General features: G+C 63.4%; 17 protein-coding genes. 10 read left to right on the top strand and 7 right to left on the bottom strand.

Translation table 11 applies throughout. From position 1 onward, the window contains the following. Window positions 1-56: 56 nt before the first annotated feature. The 3 genes from RPG13_RS04245 to RPG13_RS04235 all read right to left on the bottom strand — a co-directional run bounded on the left by RPG13_RS04245 (window position 57) and on the right by RPG13_RS04235 (window position 2,400). Window positions 57-1,106, bottom strand: coding sequence for an aldo/keto reductase (locus tag RPG13_RS04245; protein WP_126104471.1), 1,050 nt, complete (start codon window positions 1,104-1,106; stop codon window positions 57-59). Window positions 1,107-1,239: 133 nt separating this feature from the next. Continuing rightward, the gene (locus RPG13_RS04240; protein WP_126104472.1) at window positions 1,240-1,632 is read right to left on the bottom strand and encodes a hypothetical protein; all 393 of its coding nucleotides are present in this window, start codon (window positions 1,630-1,632) and stop codon (window positions 1,240-1,242) included. Window positions 1,633-1,737: 105 nt separating this feature from the next. Beyond that, the gene (locus RPG13_RS04235; protein ID WP_128284730.1) at window positions 1,738-2,400 is read right to left on the bottom strand and encodes a YggS family pyridoxal phosphate-dependent enzyme; all 663 of its coding nucleotides are present in this window, start codon (window positions 2,398-2,400) and stop codon (window positions 1,738-1,740) included. A 145-nt stretch (window positions 2,401-2,545) separates the two neighbouring features. Here RPG13_RS04235 and leuS point away from each other — a divergent pair, with 145 nt between their 5' ends. Further along, window positions 2,546-5,197 (top strand): leucine--tRNA ligase, encoded by a 2,652-nt coding sequence (leuS, locus tag RPG13_RS04230; protein WP_292646994.1) that lies wholly within the window; start codon window positions 2,546-2,548, stop codon window positions 5,195-5,197. Then, on the top strand, window positions 5,184-5,771 hold the full coding sequence (gene lptE, locus RPG13_RS04225; RefSeq protein WP_337124473.1) for an LPS assembly lipoprotein LptE: 588 nt from the start codon (window positions 5,184-5,186) through the stop codon (window positions 5,769-5,771). The genes leuS and lptE overlap by 14 nt, the downstream gene beginning before the upstream one ends. A gap of 106 nt (window positions 5,772-5,877) precedes the next feature. On the opposite strand, the gene fsa is transcribed toward lptE, so the two are convergent. Further along, window positions 5,878-6,531, bottom strand: coding sequence for a fructose-6-phosphate aldolase (gene fsa, locus RPG13_RS04220; RefSeq protein ID WP_126104475.1), 654 nt, complete (start codon window positions 6,529-6,531; stop codon window positions 5,878-5,880). A 91-nt stretch (window positions 6,532-6,622) separates the two neighbouring features. Between fsa and RPG13_RS04215 the strand changes: the two genes are divergently transcribed. After that, window positions 6,623-8,806, top strand: coding sequence for a primosomal protein N' (locus RPG13_RS04215; RefSeq protein ID WP_337124472.1), 2,184 nt, complete (start codon window positions 6,623-6,625; stop codon window positions 8,804-8,806). 11 nt (window positions 8,807-8,817) lie between these two features. Here RPG13_RS04215 and RPG13_RS04210 read toward each other — a convergent pair whose 3' ends face one another. Together RPG13_RS04210 and RPG13_RS04205 are read right to left on the bottom strand one after the other, a co-directional pair. Further along, entirely contained in the window at window positions 8,818-9,273 is a 456-nt protein-coding gene (locus tag RPG13_RS04210) for a type II toxin-antitoxin system VapC family toxin (RefSeq protein WP_127206279.1), read from the bottom strand. Next, window positions 9,270-9,515 carry a type II toxin-antitoxin system Phd/YefM family antitoxin gene (locus RPG13_RS04205; protein WP_095487571.1) on the bottom strand — a complete coding sequence of 82 codons (246 nt, stop codon included), beginning with the start codon at window positions 9,513-9,515 and terminating at the stop codon, window positions 9,270-9,272. Before RPG13_RS04205 ends, RPG13_RS04210 begins: the two co-directional genes overlap by 4 nt. A 67-nt stretch (window positions 9,516-9,582) precedes the next feature. Here RPG13_RS04205 and RPG13_RS04200 point away from each other — a divergent pair, with 67 nt between their 5' ends. The 7 genes from RPG13_RS04200 (at window position 9,583) to RPG13_RS04170 (ending at window position 16,195) form a co-directional block, all read left to right on the top strand. Continuing rightward, the gene (locus tag RPG13_RS04200) at window positions 9,583-10,278 is read left to right on the top strand and encodes an aspartate/glutamate racemase family protein (protein WP_127288337.1); all 696 of its coding nucleotides are present in this window, start codon (window positions 9,583-9,585) and stop codon (window positions 10,276-10,278) included. Between the two features lie 94 nt (window positions 10,279-10,372). Continuing rightward, window positions 10,373-10,768, top strand: coding sequence for an AGROH133_08824 family phage infection protein (locus RPG13_RS04195; RefSeq protein WP_127288338.1), 396 nt, complete (start codon window positions 10,373-10,375; stop codon window positions 10,766-10,768). 245 nt (window positions 10,769-11,013) lie between these two features. Further along, window positions 11,014-11,574 (top strand): F0F1 ATP synthase subunit delta, encoded by a 561-nt coding sequence (locus RPG13_RS04190; RefSeq protein ID WP_292723895.1) that lies wholly within the window; start codon window positions 11,014-11,016, stop codon window positions 11,572-11,574. Beyond that, complete coding sequence (atpA, locus tag RPG13_RS04185; protein WP_127206280.1) at window positions 11,574-13,103, top strand: F0F1 ATP synthase subunit alpha; 1,530 nt, start codon at window positions 11,574-11,576, stop codon at window positions 13,101-13,103. Before RPG13_RS04190 ends, atpA begins: the two co-directional genes overlap by 1 nt. A gap of 33 nt (window positions 13,104-13,136) precedes the next feature. Next, window positions 13,137-14,021: a F0F1 ATP synthase subunit gamma gene (locus RPG13_RS04180; protein ID WP_095487562.1), complete on the top strand. Its 885-nt coding sequence runs from the start codon at window positions 13,137-13,139 to the stop codon at window positions 14,019-14,021. A 73-nt stretch (window positions 14,022-14,094) separates the two neighbouring features. Beyond that, on the top strand, window positions 14,095-15,678 hold the full coding sequence (atpD, locus tag RPG13_RS04175; RefSeq protein WP_164897789.1) for a F0F1 ATP synthase subunit beta: 1,584 nt from the start codon (window positions 14,095-14,097) through the stop codon (window positions 15,676-15,678). 109 nt (window positions 15,679-15,787) lie between these two features. Continuing rightward, window positions 15,788-16,195 (top strand): F0F1 ATP synthase subunit epsilon, encoded by a 408-nt coding sequence (locus RPG13_RS04170; RefSeq protein WP_128284725.1) that lies wholly within the window; start codon window positions 15,788-15,790, stop codon window positions 16,193-16,195. A gap of 327 nt (window positions 16,196-16,522) precedes the next feature. Here the strand turns inward: RPG13_RS04170 and RPG13_RS04165 are convergent, their stop codons facing one another. Then, on the bottom strand, window positions 16,523-18,049 hold the full coding sequence (locus RPG13_RS04165; RefSeq protein ID WP_128284724.1) for a mannitol dehydrogenase family protein: 1,527 nt from the start codon (window positions 18,047-18,049) through the stop codon (window positions 16,523-16,525). Window positions 18,050-18,192 lie beyond the last annotated feature (143 nt).

The raw sequence follows: 18,192 nt of genomic DNA, 5'->3' as shown, positions 1-18,192 counted from the left end.
CAAAGAAGATCGGGAGTCTGCCGGCTCCCGAAACATCAATCGAAGGTGAGATTGAATTATTTTTTCGGCGCAAAGGGCGCCGGCCGCCGGCCAGCCGCCTGACGCTCGAGCATCCAGCCCGGATATTCGGCCGGCAGAGCGCTGACCTCGTCGAGGCGAACAAGATCCTCGGTATCGAGCTTCAATTCGGTGGCGGCAAGGTTCTGTTCGAGTTGCTCCATGCGGCTGGCGCCGATGATCACGCTCATCACGAAGGGTTTGGCCAGCACATAGCCCAGCGCGACCGTTGCGACGCTGACGCCGTGCTTGCCGGCGATCTCGCGCATGACGGCGACCGCCGCCCAGGCGCGATCCTCATTGACCGGCGGGAAATTGAAGCTGGCGCGGCGGCCCTCGCCATTACCGGGCGCGCCGGGTCCGTATTTGCCGGAGAGCAGACCGCCCGCCATCGGCGACCAGACCATCAGTCCAAGCTTCTCTTCGTCGAGCAGCGGCACGATCTCGCGCTCCAAGTCGCGACCGGCGATCGAGTAATAGGACTGGACGGTCTCGAAACGGGCAAAGCCTTTACGGTCGGCAATGCCGAGTGCCTTGGCGATGCGCCAGGCTGCCCAGTTCGAAACGCCGACATAGCGGACCTTGCCGCTGGCAACCAGATCGTCGAGCGCCCGCAGCGTCTCGTCGATCGGCGTCACCGTGTCGGTGCCGTGAAGCTGGTAGAGATCAATATGGTCGAGCTGTAGCCGCTCGAGACTGCCCTCGACCGAATCCATGATGTGGCCGCGCGAGGAACCGCGCTGGTTGGGGCCGTCGCCCATGGCGCCATGGGCTTTGGTGGCGATGATCACATCCTGCCGCTTGATACCGAGATTCCTCAGCGACTGGCCGAGAAGCCGTTCCGATGCGCCGAAGGAATAGACGTCCGCCGTGTCGAAGAAATTGACGCCGGCGGCGAGCGAGCGCTCGACGATCCTGTCGACGCCATCCTGGTCGAGGCTAGCGATCAGGCCCCATTGGGCGTTTTCGCCAGCGGCGCCGAAGGTCATGGTGCCGAGGCAAAGTTCGGAGACGAACATCCCCGTGTTTCCAAGTTGATTGTAGCGCATGGTGCGGCTCCGGAAATTTGGTGGTGACGTCTGGCAAATAGGAACGAAACGTTTCGTTTCAAGTCTCTCCGCAGAACGAATTTCCGGCCTGGCGGAAAGGCCGCTGCCGTTACGAACAGCAAAAGGCGCCGCCTCAACCAGCCAGGCGCGCCATGATCGCAAAGGCCGTCATGCCGAAGGCGACTGCGGCGAGCGGCAGGAGAAGCTCGACCAGCGCGGTCTTGGCGCTCACGCGACCTTGTCCGGTGTCGAATTCGCCAGCGATCCAGTCCTCGAAGCTGTGGGCGGCTGTGTCGCTCCGGTGATGGTGTCGAAGCCAGACGCGCCCGGCAAAGGCCGGCAACGCGACCGAGATGATGATGAATCCGGTCATGACGACGAGAAGATAATCGGTATAGCCGCCGTCGCCGAAGCCTATCCAGGCCGACAGCGCGTACCACGCGGCAAGCCCGACCATCGCCAGATAGACGTGCGGGTGCAGCCCGTCGGAGACATATCGGTTATGGGGAACGCGTTCTTTGCTCATGTTGCCCTCCTTCGCATTGCAAAGGAACGGCCATGGTTGGTCGCTCGGGTTCTCCCTCGGAGCTAGCGCACGGCTTAGGCCTCGCAATGCGGTGCTATGACGCGGCTACCTGGCTCCGAAGATCGCCGAGCCGACCCTGACGCTGGTTGCGCCGAAGGCGATCGCCGTCTCGTAATCGCCGGACATGCCCATGGAGAGCTTTTCGACGCCGGCCTCAAGCCCAAGTTTCTCCAGCAACGCGAAATGCGGACCGGGATTCTCGTCGGCCGGCGGAATGCACATCAGACCTTCGATGGCGAGGCCGTGAACCGTACGGCAGCGCGCGACGAACGCGACGGCTTCCCGCGGTTCGATCCCGGCCTTTTGCGGTTCCGAACCGGTGTTGACCTGAACGTAGAGTTTTGGAGACCGGCCCAGTCTGGCGATTTCCTTGGCGAGTTCGGCGGCGATTTTCTCGCGGTCGACCGACTCGATGACATCGAACAGCGCGACCGCTTCCTTCGCCTTGTTCGATTGCAGCGGACCGATAAGATGCAGCTCGATGTCGGGGAAAGCTTCCTTCAGCGCCGGCCATTTTCCTTGTGCTTCCTGGACGCGGTTCTCGCCGAAGATACGCTGGCCGGCCTCGATGACCGGGCGGATATCGTTGGCGTCGAAGGTCTTCGAGACCGCGACTAGCGTCACCGCGCCGGCCTGCCGTCCCGCCTCGCGCTCGGCAGCGGCGATCTTCGCCTTGACCGTGAAAAACTGTTCGACGGCGCTCGTCATGCCTATATCTGCCTCTAGTTTTGATACTCGCCGGACCGCCGCAGTTGACGGGTCCGGCAATCCATGGTGAACACCGCGACGACATTTCCTGAGCCGCCGGGCATTGTCCGGCCGTTCGCGCATGCTTTTAAGTGAAAAACATCCGATGGCAACCGAACGATACAACCCGCGCGCATCAGAGCCCAAATGGCAGAAGGCCTGGGACGCCAAGAAGCTGTTCGAGGCTGACAACGACGACCCGCGCCCGAAATACTACGTGCTGGAGATGTTCCCCTATCCGTCGGGGCGCATCCATATCGGCCATACCCGTAACTACACGATGGGCGACGTGGTGGCGCGCTACAAGCGGGCCAAGGGTTTCAACGTGCTGCACCCGATGGGCTGGGACGCCTTCGGCATGCCGGCCGAGAACGCGGCCATGCAGAACAAGGTCCATCCCAAGGACTGGACCTATCAGAACATCGCCGTCATGCGCGAGCAGCTCAAGGTCATGGGCCTGTCGCTCGACTGGGCACGCGAATTCGCCACCTGCGATGTCGACTATTACCATCGCCAGCAGATGCTGTTCCTCGATTTTGTCGAGAAGGGTCTGGTGACGCGCAAATCCTCCAAGGTCAACTGGGATCCGGAGGACATGACGGTGCTTGCCAACGAGCAGGTCATCGACGGACGCGGCTGGCGCTCGGGCGCGCTGGTCGAGCAGCGCGAGCTGACGCAGTGGTTCTTCAAGATCACCGACTATGCGCAGGATCTGCTGGACTCGCTCGAAGGCCTCGACGACTGGCCGGAAAAAGTGAAGCTGATGCAGGCGAACTGGATCGGCCGTTCGGAAGGCCTGCTGATCCGCTGGCCGCTGGCCACCCCAGCTACTGGCCCAGCTACTGGCAAGGTGATCGACGGCGAAGATGAGCTGGAGGTCTACACGACGCGGCCCGACACCATCTTCGGCGCCTCCTTCATGGCGGTCGCAGCTGATCATCCGCTGGCGAAGAAGGCGGCCGAAAGCAACCCGGCGCTGGCCAAGTTCATCGACGAGGTTCGCCACATGGGCACTTCGGTAGCGGCACTGGAGACGGCCGAGAAGAAGGGTTTCGATACCGGTATCCGCGTCGTTCACCCATTCGACGCCAACTGGACGCTGCCTGTCTACGTCGCCAATTTCGTGCTGATGGAATACGGCACCGGCGCCATCTTCGGCTGTCCATCCGGTGACCAGCGAGATCTCGACTTCGCCAACAAATACGGCCTGCCGGTCATCCCGGTGGTGATGCCGGAAGGCGAGAATCAAGGAAACTTCCAGATCATTGACGAGGCCTATGTCGGCGACGGCGTGATGATCAATTCGCGCTTCCTCGACGGCATGAAGCCGGATCAGGCGTTCGACGAGGTGGCGAAGCTGCTGGAACAAAAGACCATCGGCAACCGGCCGATGGCCGAGCGCAAGGTGAACTTCCGCCTGCGCGACTGGGGCATTTCGCGCCAGCGCTACTGGGGCTGCCCGATCCCGATGATCCATTGCGAGGATTGCGGCGTGGTGCCGGTGCCGAAGGCGGACCTGCCGGTCAGGCTGCCGGACGATATCGAGTTCGACCGGCCGGGCAATCCGCTCGACCGCCATCCGACATGGCGGCATGTCAAATGCCCGCAATGCGGCAAGGATGCACGCCGCGAAACCGACACGATGGACACGTTCGTCGATTCGTCGTGGTATTTCGCGCGCTTCACCGCGCCCTGGGCGAACGACCCGACCGATCCCAAGGCAGCGACTGAATGGCTGCCGGTCGATCAGTATATTGGCGGCATCGAGCACGCCATCCTGCACCTGCTCTATTCGCGCTTCTTCACCCGCGCCATGCGCGAGACCGGCCATGTCGATCTCGCCGAGCCGTTCAGGGGACTGTTCACGCAAGGCATGGTGGTGCACGAGACCTATCGGGTCGGCAGTGGGTCGAACAGCCGCTGGCTTGCGCCCAGCGAGGTGCGGCTGGAGGACGTCGACGGCAAGCGCCGCGCCATCGAAATCGCGACCGGCGAAGAGGCTGTAATCGGCCCGCTCGAAAAAATGTCGAAGTCGAAGAAGAACACGGTGAGCCCGGAAGAGATCACCGACGGCTACGGCGCCGACACCGCGCGCTGGTTCATGCTGTCGGACTCGCCGCCCGAGCGCGACGTCGAATGGACCGACGAAGGTGCGGCCGGCGCGCATCGCTTCATCCAGCGCATCTGGCGCCTGGTGTCGACGGCCGCCGAATCGCTTGCCGGCACCCAACCGGCAGCGGCGGAGGAGGGCGAGGCGGGGACTGTTTCCAAGGCCGCGCATAAGATCCTGAAATCCGTCGGCGAGGATATCGAAAAGCTCGCCTTCAACCGCGCCATCGCCCGCATCTACGAGCTCGCCAATGCGCTCACAACGCCGCTCAACGAGGTGGCCGAAGGCAAGGCCGGTGCGGCGCTGAAAGGTGCCTGCCGGCAAGCCGTCGACATCCTTGTGCATCTGATCGCGCCGGTCATGCCGCATCTGGCCGAGGAATGCTGGCAGACGCTCGGCGGCACCGATCTGGTCGCCGAACGGCCCTGGCCGGTCTACGATCCGTCGCTCGTCGTCGACAGCGAGATCGTGCTGCCGGTCCAGGTCAACGGCAAGAAGCGCGGCGATTTGACAATTGCCCGCGACGCGGACCAAGGTGCGGTCGAAAAAGCGGTTCTGGCTCTCGACTTCGTGCAGAAAGCGCTCGAAGGTAAGGCGCCGCGCAAAGTGATCATCGTCCCGCAGAGGATCGTCAATGTCGTTGCCTGACTTAGGGAAGACAGAAGTGACGCATTTGCTGCGCCGCGCAGCGCTTTGCGGCCTGGTCGCTTCGGTTGCGCTGGTTTCAGCCTGCACGGTGCGCCCGCTCTATTCGAGCGCGCCGCTGTCGGCCGGGTCGCAAGTCGGCGCTGCCGCCGAACTCGGGTCCATCTCGGTCAAGCCGGTCAACACCCGCTACGCTCAGCAGGTCCGCAACAACCTGATCTTCGCGCTCGGCCAGGGTGCGGGGGAGCCGGCTTCGCCTGCCTATTCGCTCGATCTCGGCGTTACCGAACTTGTTGAATCCGCTGCAATTGTGCAGGTCACGACCGATGAGGACGAGCCAACGGCGGGCACGGTGACACTGACCGCGAACTATGTGCTGACCGACGCCAAGACCGGCACGACCATCGCGACCGGCCGGCGCTCGATAGCGTCGTCCTTCGACAAGCCCCGTCAGGAGTTTGCCTCCTACCGGGCGCAAATCGACGCCGAGAACCGCGCAGCGCGCGAACTGGCGGAGCTGCTGCGCCTGTCGATCGCCCAGGATCTGGTCAAGCACGGCAAGACGGTGGCGGGTTAACTTTCCGGCCTCGATCAAGACGTTCCGGTTCTCGCCCACAGCCGCTTGCTGGCGCACAAAAAAGGCCGATTGCTCGGCCTTTTTTCATGAACGCGGCGTCTTGATTTCAGCCGATCTTCTGGCCGGTCTTGGCCCAGTCGGCGAGGAATTGCTCCAGGCCCTTGTCGGTCAGCGGGTGCTTGACCAGCGCCTTTAGCGTCGCCGGCGGCGCGGTGATGACGTCGGCGCCGATCAGCGCGGCCTGCTTGACATGGTTCACCGTGCGCACCGAAGCGGTCAGGATCTCGGTCTGGAAATCATAATTGTCGTAGATGGTGCGGATGTCCGAGATCAGTTCCATGCCATCCCAGCCGGTGTCGTCGATGCGGCCGACGAAGGGCGAGATGAAGGAGGCGCCGGCCTTGGCGGCGAGCAGCGCCTGGGTGGCCGAGAAGCAGAGCGTGACATTGACCATGCGGCCGTCCGACCGGATATCCTTACAGGCTCTCAGGCCGTCGAGCGTCAGCGGCACCTTGATGCAGACATTGTCGGCGATCCTGGCCAGGATCTTGGCCTCCGCCATCATGTCCTTGTATTCGGTGGCGACGACTTCGGCCGAGACCGGGCCCTTGACGATCTCGCAGATCTCTCTGGTGACGTCAGCGATCTTGCCGCCGGATTTGAGGATCAGCGAAGGATTGGTGGTAACGCCGTCGAGCAGCCCCAAATCGTTCAGCTCACGGATTTCCTTGACATCGGCGGTGTCGACAAAAAATTTCATGACGGTCTCCTGAAGATTTTTTCATGTGCATGTCATGCACATTTGGGGTCGGACTTTGATCTAGACGAAAGTCGGGGCAAGGTCACGCCTCATGATCGAAGATTCGCCCTTTGTCGCAGCCGCGCCAGTGCTGGTGCCGATGCCCGCCGAGCGGCCCTACACCTATGCCGTGCCCGCCGGCATGCGCGTGGTGCCGGGCTCGATCGTGCGCGTGCCGCTCGGCCCGCGCCAGGTTGCGGGCATCGTCTGGGACGGCGCCGTCGAAAAGGTCGATGCCAAAAAACTGCGCCCGATCGAGCAGGTCTTCGACTGCCCGCCGATCGACCGCGCCATGCGCCGCTTCGTCGACTGGATCGCGCAATACACGCTGTCGCCGCCCGGCATGGTGGCGCGCATGCTGCTGCGGGCGCCGGAGGCCTTCGACCCGGAACCGTGGATCGAAGGGTTGCAACGCACCTTTGCCAAACCCGATCGGATGACGGGTGCGCGGATGCGCGTGCTGGAAACAGCCGAAGGCGGGCTTGCCTGGACGCGGTCCGGGCTGGCGCATGCGGCCGGCGTTTCGTCGACCGTCATCGACGGGCTGAAAGCGCAAGGCGTGTTCGAGACGGTCATGATCCCGCCGCGACCGGTGGTCGCAGCACCCGACCCGGGCTACGCCCAGCCTTCGCTGATGCCGGACCAGAGCGATGCGGCCGCCATGCTGCGCACCAATGTCGCGGCCGGCGCATTCGGCGTCACGCTGCTCGACGGCGTGACCGGGTCCGGCAAGACGGAGGTCTATTTCGAGGCGGTGGTGGCGGCGCTCGACCGTGGCAAGCAGGTGCTGATCCTGCTGCCGGAGATCGCGCTGACCCACGCCTTCCTCGAGCGCTTCCAGGAGCGATTCGGCGCCAAGCCGGCGGAATGGCATTCGGACCTGCCGCCAAGGATGCGCGAGCGTGTCTGGCGGCAGGTGGCGGAAGGTGGAGTGCGCGTCGTTGCCGGCGCGCGTTCGGCGCTGTTCCTACCGTTCCGGGAACTCGGGCTGATCGTCGTCGACGAGGAGCACGACCCCGCCTACAAGCAGGAAGACCGCGTCTTCTACAACGCCCGCGACATGGCGGTGGTGCGCGGCCATATCGGCGGCTTTCCGGTCGTGCTTGCCTCGGCGACGCCGTCGGTCGAAAGCCGGGTCAATGCGAGCCAGGGGCGCTATGACAGGGCGGTGCTTGCGGCGCGCTTTGCCGAGGCGGCCCTTCCCGACCTGAAGACGATCGACATGCGCCGCGCCCCGCCGGCACGCGGCGGCTTCCTGTCGCCGGTGCTGCTTGGCCATATGCGCCAGACACTGGAGAAAAAGGAACAATCGCTGCTGTTCCTCAACCGGCGCGGCTATGCGCCGCTGACGCTGTGCCGGGTCTGCGGTCACCGCTTCGGCTGCCCGGTCTGCTCGGCCTGGCTGGTCGAGCATCGCTTTCGCGGCCAGCTCGTCTGCCACCATTGCGGGCACAATGAACGCCGTCCCGAGGCCTGCCCGGAATGCGGCACGCTCGATCATCTGGTCGCCTGCGGGCCGGGCGTCGAGCGCATCGCCGAAGAGGTCGTTGCGCATTTCCCCGACGCCCGAACCATCGTGCTGTCGTCCGACCTGATGGGCGGTGTGCGGCGGCTGAGGCTGGAGCTTGAAGCCATCGCCAATGGCGAGGCCGACATCGTCATCGGCACGCAGCTTGTCGCCAAGGGTCACAATTTCCCCAACATGACGCTGGTCGGCGTGGTCGACGCCGATCTCGGTCTTGCCAATGGCGATCCGCGCGCCGCCGAGCGCACCTTCCAACTGCTCAGCCAGGTGACGGGCCGCGCCGGAAGAACCGGCAAGAAAAGCCTTGGCCTGCTGCAGACCTTCCAGCCCGACCACCCGGTGATGCGGGCGATCGTCTCCGGCGACGCCGAGGCTTTTTACGAGCGCGAGATCACGGAACGTGAACGAGCGGCGCTGCCGCCTTTCGGCCGGCTCGCCGGCGTCATCGTCAGTGCGGCGACGCGGGCGGAAGCCGAAGGGCACGCCCGCGGCCTGCGGCGTGCCGCACCGCAGGCAAGCGACCTGTTCGTGCTCGGACCGGCCGAGGCGCCGCTGTCGCTGATCGGCGGCCGCCATCGCTTTCGCCTTCTGATCCAGGGCGAGCGGCGCGCTGACATGCAAGGGTTCATCCGAGCCATGCTGGCCGAGGGACCGAAGATACGGGGCTCGGTGCGTGTGCAGGTCGACATCGACCCGCAGAGCTTTTTGTGATGGGCGAAGAATTAAGCCCTTGGCCCGCCCTCGGCGAATGGGTTCAGGTACGGTACATCGAGGATGGCGAAATGCCGGACATTGGCTGTCAAGACAGACAGGCCGTTCAAACGAGCAGTCGCTGCGATCAAGACATCAGCCAAGCCCGGATTGACACCTCGTGCGATAGTTGCGTCTTCCAGTCGTCCGGCTTCTCGCGCGATTGCAACATCGACGGGGAGTATGCGCTGGTCAAATTCGATAAGTAAACTTTCGAACCAGCGGCTAATGCGTTCCACCTTCGCATGTCCGCCTGACCGCTTCAGTTTCGCGATGCCTCTTTCCACCTCTAGAATTACGATCGACGACATATGCCAGGAGCCACGCTCCCGTTGTTCAGCAATCCACTTCTGCACATGTTGAGGAATCGGAGTGCGGCCAGGTGCAAAGGCCGAGAGAAAAGACGTATCAAGCAGATAGTCGCTCAAAACTCGACTTCCCGCGATGGCGATTCGTTCCGCTCAAGCTCGATGCCACCTGGGTATTGAAGCAGGAAATCCACGAAGTCTTTTTGGCTGTTTTGCGGATAGAGCTTCCGTCCCTCATCGATCGGTACAACCATGGCTGTCGGCTTGCCGTGCTTGGTAATGACAGTAGGCTCGCCATTCGCCGCCGCCGCCACGAGCACGGAAAGGCTCGCCTTCGCTTCTCGTAGCTGCATTGTCTTCATGCGAGAACTCCTTGTGGTCTCATGTGGTCACAATATAGGAATCGCACAGGAAAAGGAACAGCCCATCATGAAAACCCTTGGCCTCATCGGCGGCATGAGCTGGGAATCGACAGCGATCTACTACCGCCTGCTCAACGAGATCGTGCGCGAGCGGCTGGGTGGGCTGCATTCGGCGAAACTGCTGCTGTGGTCGTTCGACTTCGCCGAGATCGCCGAACGGCAGCACGCTGGCGACTGGCAGGGGGCGGGCGTTCGGCTGGTCGACGCCGCGCGCAAGCTGGAAGCAGCCGGCGCCGAAGGGCTGCTGATCTGCACCAACACCATGCACAAGCTGGCCGACACGGTGCAGACGGCGGTGTCGATACCGCTCATCCACATCGCCGACGCCACCGCCGTTGCGATCAGCCAGGCCGGCGTCAAGCGGCCGGCGCTGCTGGCGACGCGCTTCACCATGGAACAGGATTTCTACAAGGGCCGGCTCACCGACAAATACGGACTTCAACCGGTGGTGCCTGATCAAGCCGGGCGGGATATGGTTCATCGCGTGATCTACGACGAACTTTGCCAGGGCATCATCAGTACCGAATCAAAGGCGGCCTACGTTGGTGAAATCGCTCGCCTGCGGCGCGACGAAAAGATCGACGGCGTCATCATGGGGTGTACCGAGATCACCATGCTGATCGGCCAGCCGGACTTCGACATTCCTGTGTTCGATACGACGCGCATCCATGCCGAGGCGGCGGTCGAATTCGCGCTGGGTTGATGCGCTTTTCGCAAATTGCCGGCGCCATCTGGCGCATGTTTCTTCCTTCGCTAGAATGCCCGAAATTTCGAACAGCCATTTACGAGGGGACAAGATGGAATTTGCGTTTCCGTGGCCGATGAGCCAGGGCGAGTGGCTGGCATGGTCGAGCGCCGTTGTGACCTTGCTGTTCGGCCTGCTGCTGTTCCTGGCGCCGGGGCTGGCCTTCCGCATCCTGCGGCTGCAGGTCAAGCCCGAGAAGGCGGCGGCGATCGCCGAAGGGCGTGGCAGGATGTCGGGCTTCTATCTCGGCGTTAGCCTGTGCTGCATTCTGCTGGCGCAGCCGCTGCTCTACATGGCGCTTGGCTTTTCCTGGCTGTTCACCGCCTTCGGCCGGCTGCTGTCGATGATGTCGGATGGCGCCAACACGCCTTTCAACTGGGTTTCAATTGTGGTGGAACTGGCGTTGGCGGCACTGCCGCTTGCCTTCGCCTTCGGCTTTGTGCCTTGAATCAAAGGCTAATTCGGGGCCAGTCGCTAAGCTCGGCCGCCAGATGCGACAATAGTGCCTAAAACCATGCAGGACGACGCATTGCGGTCTTAAAATGCCTGTGCTAGACGGCAATCGACTTTCGGCCGGGGATAGCGGAAGCCGCGCCTCCGTGCTTGGAAAAATGCAGTAAGGTCAAAGATTTAGCCAGAGTTCTCGCTCGCGCCAATAATCTGCGGCCTGTCAGACAAGAGAAAAGACGGTCCGTGGCCCAATCGTCATCGCCAATCTCAGGTGTTGCAGAACGCTATGCGGGTTCGCTGTTCGAGCTCGCGCTGCAGGCAAACTCGGTTGCTAAGGTTGAGGCTGACCTCAACAGTTTCGCGACGATGCTCGAAGACAGTGCCGACCTCACCCGTCTGATCAATAGTCCGGTGTTCTCCAGCGAGGACCAGGCCAGGGCCATTGCGGCGATCGCCGACAAGGCAGGGATCACCGGCCTCACCGGAAATTTCCTGCGCGTCGTCGCCCAGAACCGCCGGCTGTTCGCCATCCCTGGCATGATCAAGGCTTTCCGCCAGATCGCCGCCGAGCATCGTGGCGAGACCGCCGCTGAAGTCACCTCGGCGCATGCGCTGACGGCGGCTCAGCAAACCGAGCTGAAGGCGGCGCTGAAAAGCGTTGCCGGCAAGGATGTCGCGATCACCGTGACCGTCGATCCGTCGCTGCTCGGCGGGCTGGTGGTCAAGATAGGCTCGCGCCAGATCGATACGTCGCTCAAAACCAAACTCAATTCGCTCAAGCTTGCACTGAAAGAGGTCGGCTGATGGACATCCGCGCCGCGGAAATTTCCGCAATTCTGAAAGACCAGATCAAGAATTTCGGCAAGGAGGCCGAGGTCTCCGAAGTCGGCCAGGTTCTGTCCGTCGGTGACGGCATCGCCCGCGTCTACGGCCTCGACAATGTCCAAGCCGGCGAGATGGTCGAGTTCCCCGGCGGCATCCGCGGCATGGCGCTCAACCTCGAAGCCGACAATGTCGGCGTCGTCATCTTTGGCGCCGACCGCGACATCAAGGAAGGCGACATTGTCAAGCGCACCGGCGCCATCGTCGATACGCCTGTCGGCATGGGCCTGCTCGGCCGCGTCGTCGACGCGCTCGGCAATCCGATCGACGGCAAGGGGCCGATCCAGGCGACCGAGCGCAAGCGCGTCGACGTCAAGGCGCCCGGCATCATTCCGCGCAAATCGGTGAACGAGCCGATGTCGACCGGCCTCAAGGCCATCGACGCGCTGATCCCGGTCGGCCGCGGCCAGCGCGAGCTGGTCATCGGCGATCGCCAGACCGGCAAGACCGCGATCATCCTCGACACGATGCTCAACCAAAAATCGGTGCACGATCACGGGCCGGAGAAGGAAAAGCTCTATTGCGTCTACGTCGCCGTCGGCCAGAAGCGCTCGACCGTCGCGCAGTTCGTGAAAGTTCTCGAAGAGCGCGGCGCGCTCGACTATTCGATCATCGTCGCCGCTACCGCTTCCGATCCGGCGCCGATGCAGTTCCTGGCGCCGTTCACCGCCTGCACCATGGGCGAGTATTTCCGCGACAACGGCATGCATGCGCTGATCAGCTATGACGATCTGTCGAAGCAGGCCGTCGCCTACCGCCAGATGTCGCTGCTGCTGCGCCGCCCGCCTGGCCGCGAAGCCTATCCGGGCGACGTCTTCTATCTGCATTCGCGTCTTCTGGAGCGGGCCGCCAAGCTCAATGACGACAATGGCGGCGGTTCGCTGACGGCGTTGCCGATCATCGAGACCCAGGCCAACGACGTGTCGGCCTACATCCCAACCAACGTCATCTCGATCACCGACGGCCAGATCTTCCTGGAAACCAATCTGTTCTTCCAGGGCGTCCGCCCGGCAGTCAATGTCGGCCTGTCGGTGTCGCGCGTCGGCTCCTCGGCGCAGATCAAGGCGATGAAGCAGGTCGCCGGCTCGATCAAGGGCGAGCTCGCGCAGTACCGCGAAATGGCGGCCTTCGCTCAGTTCGGCTCCGACCTCGACGCCGCCACGCAGCGCCTGCTCAACCGCGGTGCGCGCCTGACCGAACTCCTGAAGCAGCCGCAATTCTCGCCGCTCAAGGTCGAGGAACAGGTCGCGGTGATCTTCGCCGGCGTCAACGGCTATCTCGACAAGCTGGCGATCGACCAGGTCAGCAAGTTCGAGCATGGCTTGCTCAGCCACATGCGCTCGGCCGGCAAGGAGGTGCTCGACGGTATCCGCAAGGAGAAGGCGCTGTCGGACGATCTACGCGCCAAGCTGAAGGCGGAGATCGACACCTTCGCCAAGACCTTCGCTTGAACGAAGCCGGACGGACGGGATCAGGTTTGAAGCATGCCTTCATTAAAAGACCTTCGTAACCGTATCGCCTCGGTCAAGGCGACGCAGAAGATCACCAAGGCGATGCAGATGGTCGCCGCGGCGAAGCTGCGCCGCGCGCAAGAGGCGGCGGAGGCCGCGCGCCCCTATTCGGAGCGCATGGGCGCAGTGCTGGCCAACATCACCCAGGCGATCGGCGGCGGCGGCGAGGCCCCGGCGCTGATGACCGGCACCGGCAAGGACGACGTGCATCTGCTCGTCGTCTGCACTGCCGAGCGTGGTCTGTGCGGCGGCTTCAATTCGCAGATCGCACGCTTCGCCCGCGACCACATCCGCAAGCTTCTGGCCAACGGCAAAAAGGTCAAGATCATCTGCGTCGGCAAAAAAGGGTTCGACATCCTGCGCCGCGACTACGCGGAGCTGATCATCGAGCGCGTAGACCTGCGCGAAGTGAAGACGCTCGGCTTCGTCAATGCCGATGCCATTGCCAAGAAAGTCATCCAGCTCTTCAACGAGGGCGGCTTCGACATCTGCACGCTGTTCTATTCGCAGTTCAAGTCGGTGATCAGCCAAGTCCCGACGACCCAGCAGATCATCCCGGCAGGTGTGGCTTCGGCTGCCGCCGAGACGACGGACGGCGGCAATGCCGTCTATGAATACGAGCCGGAGCCGGGCGAAATCCTCTCCGACCTCATCCCGCGCAACATCTCCGTGCAGGTTTTCCGTGCGCTGCTCGAAAATGCGGCCGGCGAGATGGGTGCCAAGATGAGCGCCATGGATAATGCGACACGCAACGCCGGCGACATGATCAACAAGTTGTCGATCACCTACAACCGCCAGCGGCAGGCGCAGATCACCAAGGAATTGATCGAAATCATTTCGGGCGCCGAGGCGCTCTAGGCGTGCTCCCACGAAGGTCTGTGACCTTCAAGCGGATCGCGTGAGAAACAAAGAGACGAAAAGGGTAAAGACGATGGCGAAAGCAGCGACCCCCCAGAAGGCGGCCCCGAAGACCGCCGCGAAGGCGGCAGCACCGGCAAAGGCTCCGGCAGCGGCAGCAAAGGCGGCTCCGGCCAAGAAGGCGGCCGCGCCCGCCAAGGCTGTTGCGGCGAAGGCGCCGACCGTCGCCATCAAGAAGACTGGCTTGGCCGGCAAGGTTCGCCAGGTCATCGGCGCCGTTGTCGACGTGCAGTTCGGCGAACATCTGCCGGCGATCCTGAACGCGCTGGAAACATCCAATGTCGGCAATCGCCTCGTGCTCGAGGTGGCCCAGCATCTCGGCGAGAACACCGTGCGCTGCATCGCCATGGACTCGACTGAAGGTCTGGTTCGCGGCCAGGACGTCTATGACACAGGCGCGCCGATCACCGTGCCGGTCGGCCCGGGCATGCTCGGCCGCATCATCAACGTCATCGGCGAGCCGGTCGACGAGGCAGGCCCGGTCGACGGCATCGAGATGCGCTCCATCCACCAGCCGGCCCCGACCTATGTCGAGCAGTCGACGGAAGCGCAGATCCTGGTCACCGGCATCAAGGTACTCGACCTGCTTGCGCCTTATGCCCGCGGCGGCAAGATCGGCCTGTTCGGCGGCGCCGGCGTTGGCAAGACGGTGCTGATCCAGGAACTGATCAACAACGTCGCCAAGGCGCATGGCGGCTTCTCGGTGTTCGCCGGCGTCGGTGAGCGCACCCGCGAAGGAAACGACCTCTACCATGAGTTCATCGAGTCCGGCGTCAACAAGAAGGGCGGCGGCGAAGGCTCAAAAGCGGCGCTCGTCTATGGCCAGATGAACGAGCCGCCGGGCGCGCGCGCCCGCGTCGGTCTGACCGGTCTGACGGTCGCCGAATATTTCCGCGACCAGGGCCAGGACGTGCTGTTCTTTGTCGACAACATCTTCCGCTTCACGCAAGCGGGTTCGGAAGTGTCGGCGCTGCTCGGACGTATTCCTTCGGCCGTGGGCTACCAGCCGACGCTGGCCACCGACATGGGCGCGCTGCAGGAACGCATCACGACGACGACCAAGGGCTCGATCACCTCCGTGCAGGCGATCTACGTGCCGGCCGACGATCTGACCGACCCGGCGCCGGCGACCTCTTTCGCCCACCTCGACGCGACGACCGTGCTCAACCGCGCGATCTCGGAAAAGGGCATCTATCCGGCCGTCGATCCGCTCGATTCGACCTCGCGCATGCTCGACCCGATGGTCGTCGGCGAAGAGCACTACCAGGTGGCCCGTCAGGTGCAGTCGATCCTTCAGCGCTACAAGTCGCTGCAGGACATCATCGCCATCCTGGGCATGGACGAGCTGTCGGAAGAGGACAAGCAGACGGTCGCCCGCGCCCGCAAGATCGAGCGCTTCCTGTCGCAGCCCTTCTTCGTCGCCGAAGTGTTCACCGGCGCGCCGGGCAAGCTGGTCGATCTCGCCGACACCATCAAGGGCTTCAAGGGCCTCTGCAACGGCGACTACGACCATCTGCCGGAGGCCGCCTTCTACATGGTCGGCGGCATCGAGGAAGCGGTCGAGAAGGCTCAGCGCCTGGCGGCTGAAGCGGCGTAATCAAGGCAATAGGGAGTAGTCAGTAGTCAGTAGTGAATAGCAGCCGGGTGATCGGGACAATTGTCCTCTCCCTACTCCCTACTCACTATTCCCTACTCACTAAATTGACATGGCTGAAGCTTTCAAATTCGAACTGGTCTCGCCGGAGCGCCTGCTGGTTTCCGAGCAGGTCGAATCCGTCGTCATTCCGGGCGCCGAAGGCGAAATGACTGTCATGGCGCATCACGCGCCGGTCATGACCACGATCAAGCCGGGTGTCGTCACGGTGAAGACCGCCGCCGGCAAGGAAGAACGCTACGTCGTGTTCGGCGGCTTTGCCGACATCGTTCCGGCTGGCTGCACGTTGCTGGCAGAATCGGCGGTAGCCGTCGGCGACATCGACCGCGCCGACCTTGCCCGCCGCATCCAGGAAGCCAGGGAAGACGCCGCCGACGCCAAGGACGATCAGACCCGTACCAAGGCCGAGCAGTTCCTTAGCCAGCTCACCACACTCGAAGGCGCCATCCTGCCGGCATAGAGGCTGGGCTATCCCTCGCCATTCAGGGCGAAGCGGAGCGTAGGTCCTGGGATTTATGCTACGACATCGGCCAAGAGTAGGACGGCCCAGGATAAAGCTTCCGTCGCGTTCCTTCGCGGCCCCCTCTGTCCTGCCGGACATCTCCCCCACGGGTGGGGAGATCGGCCGTCACTGCGGCTTTCGCAAATCTCCAACATTGCAGAACTGGCGCTGGCATCAGAGCTGCCAATCTCCCCCCTTGTGGGGGAGATGTCCGGCAGGACAGAGGGGGGCGCTGTCCCGCCGACCTCCGCAATCCGATCCTAGCCAGCGCTAGGTCCCCTAGGTTCATTCGCTCCGTATGCCGAGTGCGGCGAGGGCGAAGGCCACTCCGCCTTGCCGCAACCGTTCGAGATGGGCGGCCGCCAGGTCGATCAGCGTCAGGCGCTCAGCACCGCCCTTGGCGAAGCCGGCCAGGTCGAACACCGCCGCAACCGCTTCGCCAGCCGATAGCTGCCGAGTGCCGAGTGCGGCCAGGGCCAAGTCGAGCGGATCGGTGAAATGATTTTCCGGCAGGGATTTGCCGCGCGCCTCGCAAGCGGCGATCCAGGCGGCCACCACCAGCATCAGATGCGCGGGCGGGGCACCGGCACTCAGCCGCTCCGTGGCCGAGGCAACGATGCGCTGCGGCAGTTTCTGGCTGCCGTCATTGGCGATCTGCGCCGTCCGGTGGGCAAGCGCGGTGTTCGAATAGCGCTTAGCGAGTTGAGCCGTGTAGTCGGTCGTGTCTAGCCCGGCGTCCTGCGGCAGCGTCGGGATGGCCTCGGCCCATAATCCGTCGACGAATTGACGGATCGCCGGATCGGCAAAGGCGCGGTCGACCGTCTCATATCCGCTGAGCAGGCCGAGATAGGCGATGGCCGAATGCGAGCCGTTGAGCAGCCTGAGCTTCATGTCCTCGAACGGCCCGACATCACCGACCATGGTGACGCCGAACTTTTCCCAGGCCGGCCTGCCCGCCGGGAAATCGTCTTCGACCACCCATTGGCAGAATGGCTCGGTCATCACCGGCCACGCGTCTTCGACGCCGAGCTGGCCTGATATCCGTGTCCGGTCGGCATCGGTGGTCGCCGGCACGATGCGATCGACCATGCTCGACGGAAACGCCACCTCGTCGGCGATATGGCGGGCGAGATCGGCATCGCCTGAAGTGGCGAGCCTGGCATCGCCTGAAGTGGCGAGCCTGGTACCGCGTAGCGCGGCGAATTCGACCAGCAGCCTGTGCAGCGTGGCGCCATTGGCCGGGAGATTGTCGCAGCAGAGCACGGTGAATGGCCGGATGCCGGCGGCACGGCGGCGCGCAAGCGACTCGGTCAGGAAACCATGCGCCGTTCGCGGCATTTGCGGGTTCGCCAAATCATGGACGATGTCGGGATGAGCTGTGTCCAGCCCGCCGCCCGCCGCCCTGAGATAGGCTTTTTCGGTGATCGTCAGCGTGACGATCGAGGTGCGCGGATCGGTCAGCGCGGCCAGCACCGCGCCGGAATCCTCCGGAGCCACCAGCATCGACAGGATCGAGCCGACGACGCGCAGGCTTTCACTGTCGCTGCTTCTGACCGCCAGCGTGTAGAGCCCGTCCTGCGGCGCCAGCGCGTCGCGTGTGTCGGCGCTGCGCAGCGAGACGCCGACAATGCCCCAATCCGTCTCTCCCGCCGCCAGGCAGTCGTCGACATAGGCTGCCTGATGAGCGCGGTGGAACGCGCCGACGCCGAGATGGACGATACCTGGCACGATCTGGTCGCGATCGTATCGGGGGATCGCGACGGGGGCCGGCAATGCCTGCAGCGTGCTGTTGGAAAGGCGTCTGTTGGTCATGGTGCGGCGATCGTCCGGAGCGTGGCTGGCAGCGGCGTAACATCCGTTTCCATCCTGCACAATGGGTCACCGCCATCAAGTCATCATATAACAACCCGATTTTTGTATGTTGACATAACTTCTTTCCGATCCTACCGATTGCC

The organism is Mesorhizobium sp. ISC15 (assembly GCF_037162615.1).
Classification (GTDB): domain Bacteria; phylum Pseudomonadota; class Alphaproteobacteria; order Rhizobiales; family Rhizobiaceae; genus Mesorhizobium; species Mesorhizobium mediterraneum.
The sequence above is the reverse complement of the archived record's forward strand: the minus strand, read 5'-3'. Positions and strand labels throughout refer to the sequence as shown.

What these genes read in the sequence shown, in the direction of transcription:
- RPG13_RS04245 (WP_126104471.1), bottom strand. Translation starts at nt 1,106, where the DNA reads ATGCGCTACAATCAACTTGGAAACACGGGGATGTTCGTCTCCGAACTT.
- RPG13_RS04240 (WP_126104472.1), bottom strand. Translation starts at nt 1,632, where the DNA reads ATGAGCAAAGAACGCGTTCCCCATAACCGATATGTCTCCGACGGGCTG.
- RPG13_RS04235 (WP_128284730.1), bottom strand. Translation starts at nt 2,400, where the DNA reads ATGACGAGCGCCGTCGAACAGTTTTTCACGGTCAAGGCGAAGATCGCC.
- leuS (WP_292646994.1), top strand. Translation starts at nt 2,546, where the DNA reads ATGGCAACCGAACGATACAACCCGCGCGCATCAGAGCCCAAATGGCAG.
- lptE (WP_337124473.1), top strand. Translation starts at nt 5,184, where the DNA reads ATGTCGTTGCCTGACTTAGGGAAGACAGAAGTGACGCATTTGCTGCGC.
- fsa (WP_126104475.1), bottom strand. Translation starts at nt 6,531, where the DNA reads ATGAAATTTTTTGTCGACACCGCCGATGTCAAGGAAATCCGTGAGCTG.
- RPG13_RS04215 (WP_337124472.1), top strand. Translation starts at nt 6,623, where the DNA reads ATGATCGAAGATTCGCCCTTTGTCGCAGCCGCGCCAGTGCTGGTGCCG.
- RPG13_RS04205 (WP_095487571.1), bottom strand. Translation starts at nt 9,515, where the DNA reads ATGAAGACAATGCAGCTACGAGAAGCGAAGGCGAGCCTTTCCGTGCTC.
- RPG13_RS04200 (WP_127288337.1), top strand. Translation starts at nt 9,583, where the DNA reads ATGAAAACCCTTGGCCTCATCGGCGGCATGAGCTGGGAATCGACAGCG.
- RPG13_RS04195 (WP_127288338.1), top strand. Translation starts at nt 10,373, where the DNA reads ATGGAATTTGCGTTTCCGTGGCCGATGAGCCAGGGCGAGTGGCTGGCA.
- atpA (WP_127206280.1), top strand. Translation starts at nt 11,574, where the DNA reads ATGGACATCCGCGCCGCGGAAATTTCCGCAATTCTGAAAGACCAGATC.
- RPG13_RS04180 (WP_095487562.1), top strand. Translation starts at nt 13,137, where the DNA reads ATGCCTTCATTAAAAGACCTTCGTAACCGTATCGCCTCGGTCAAGGCG.
- atpD (WP_164897789.1), top strand. Translation starts at nt 14,095, where the DNA reads ATGGCGAAAGCAGCGACCCCCCAGAAGGCGGCCCCGAAGACCGCCGCG.
- RPG13_RS04170 (WP_128284725.1), top strand. Translation starts at nt 15,788, where the DNA reads ATGGCTGAAGCTTTCAAATTCGAACTGGTCTCGCCGGAGCGCCTGCTG.
- RPG13_RS04165 (WP_128284724.1), bottom strand. Translation starts at nt 18,049, where the DNA reads ATGACCAACAGACGCCTTTCCAACAGCACGCTGCAGGCATTGCCGGCC.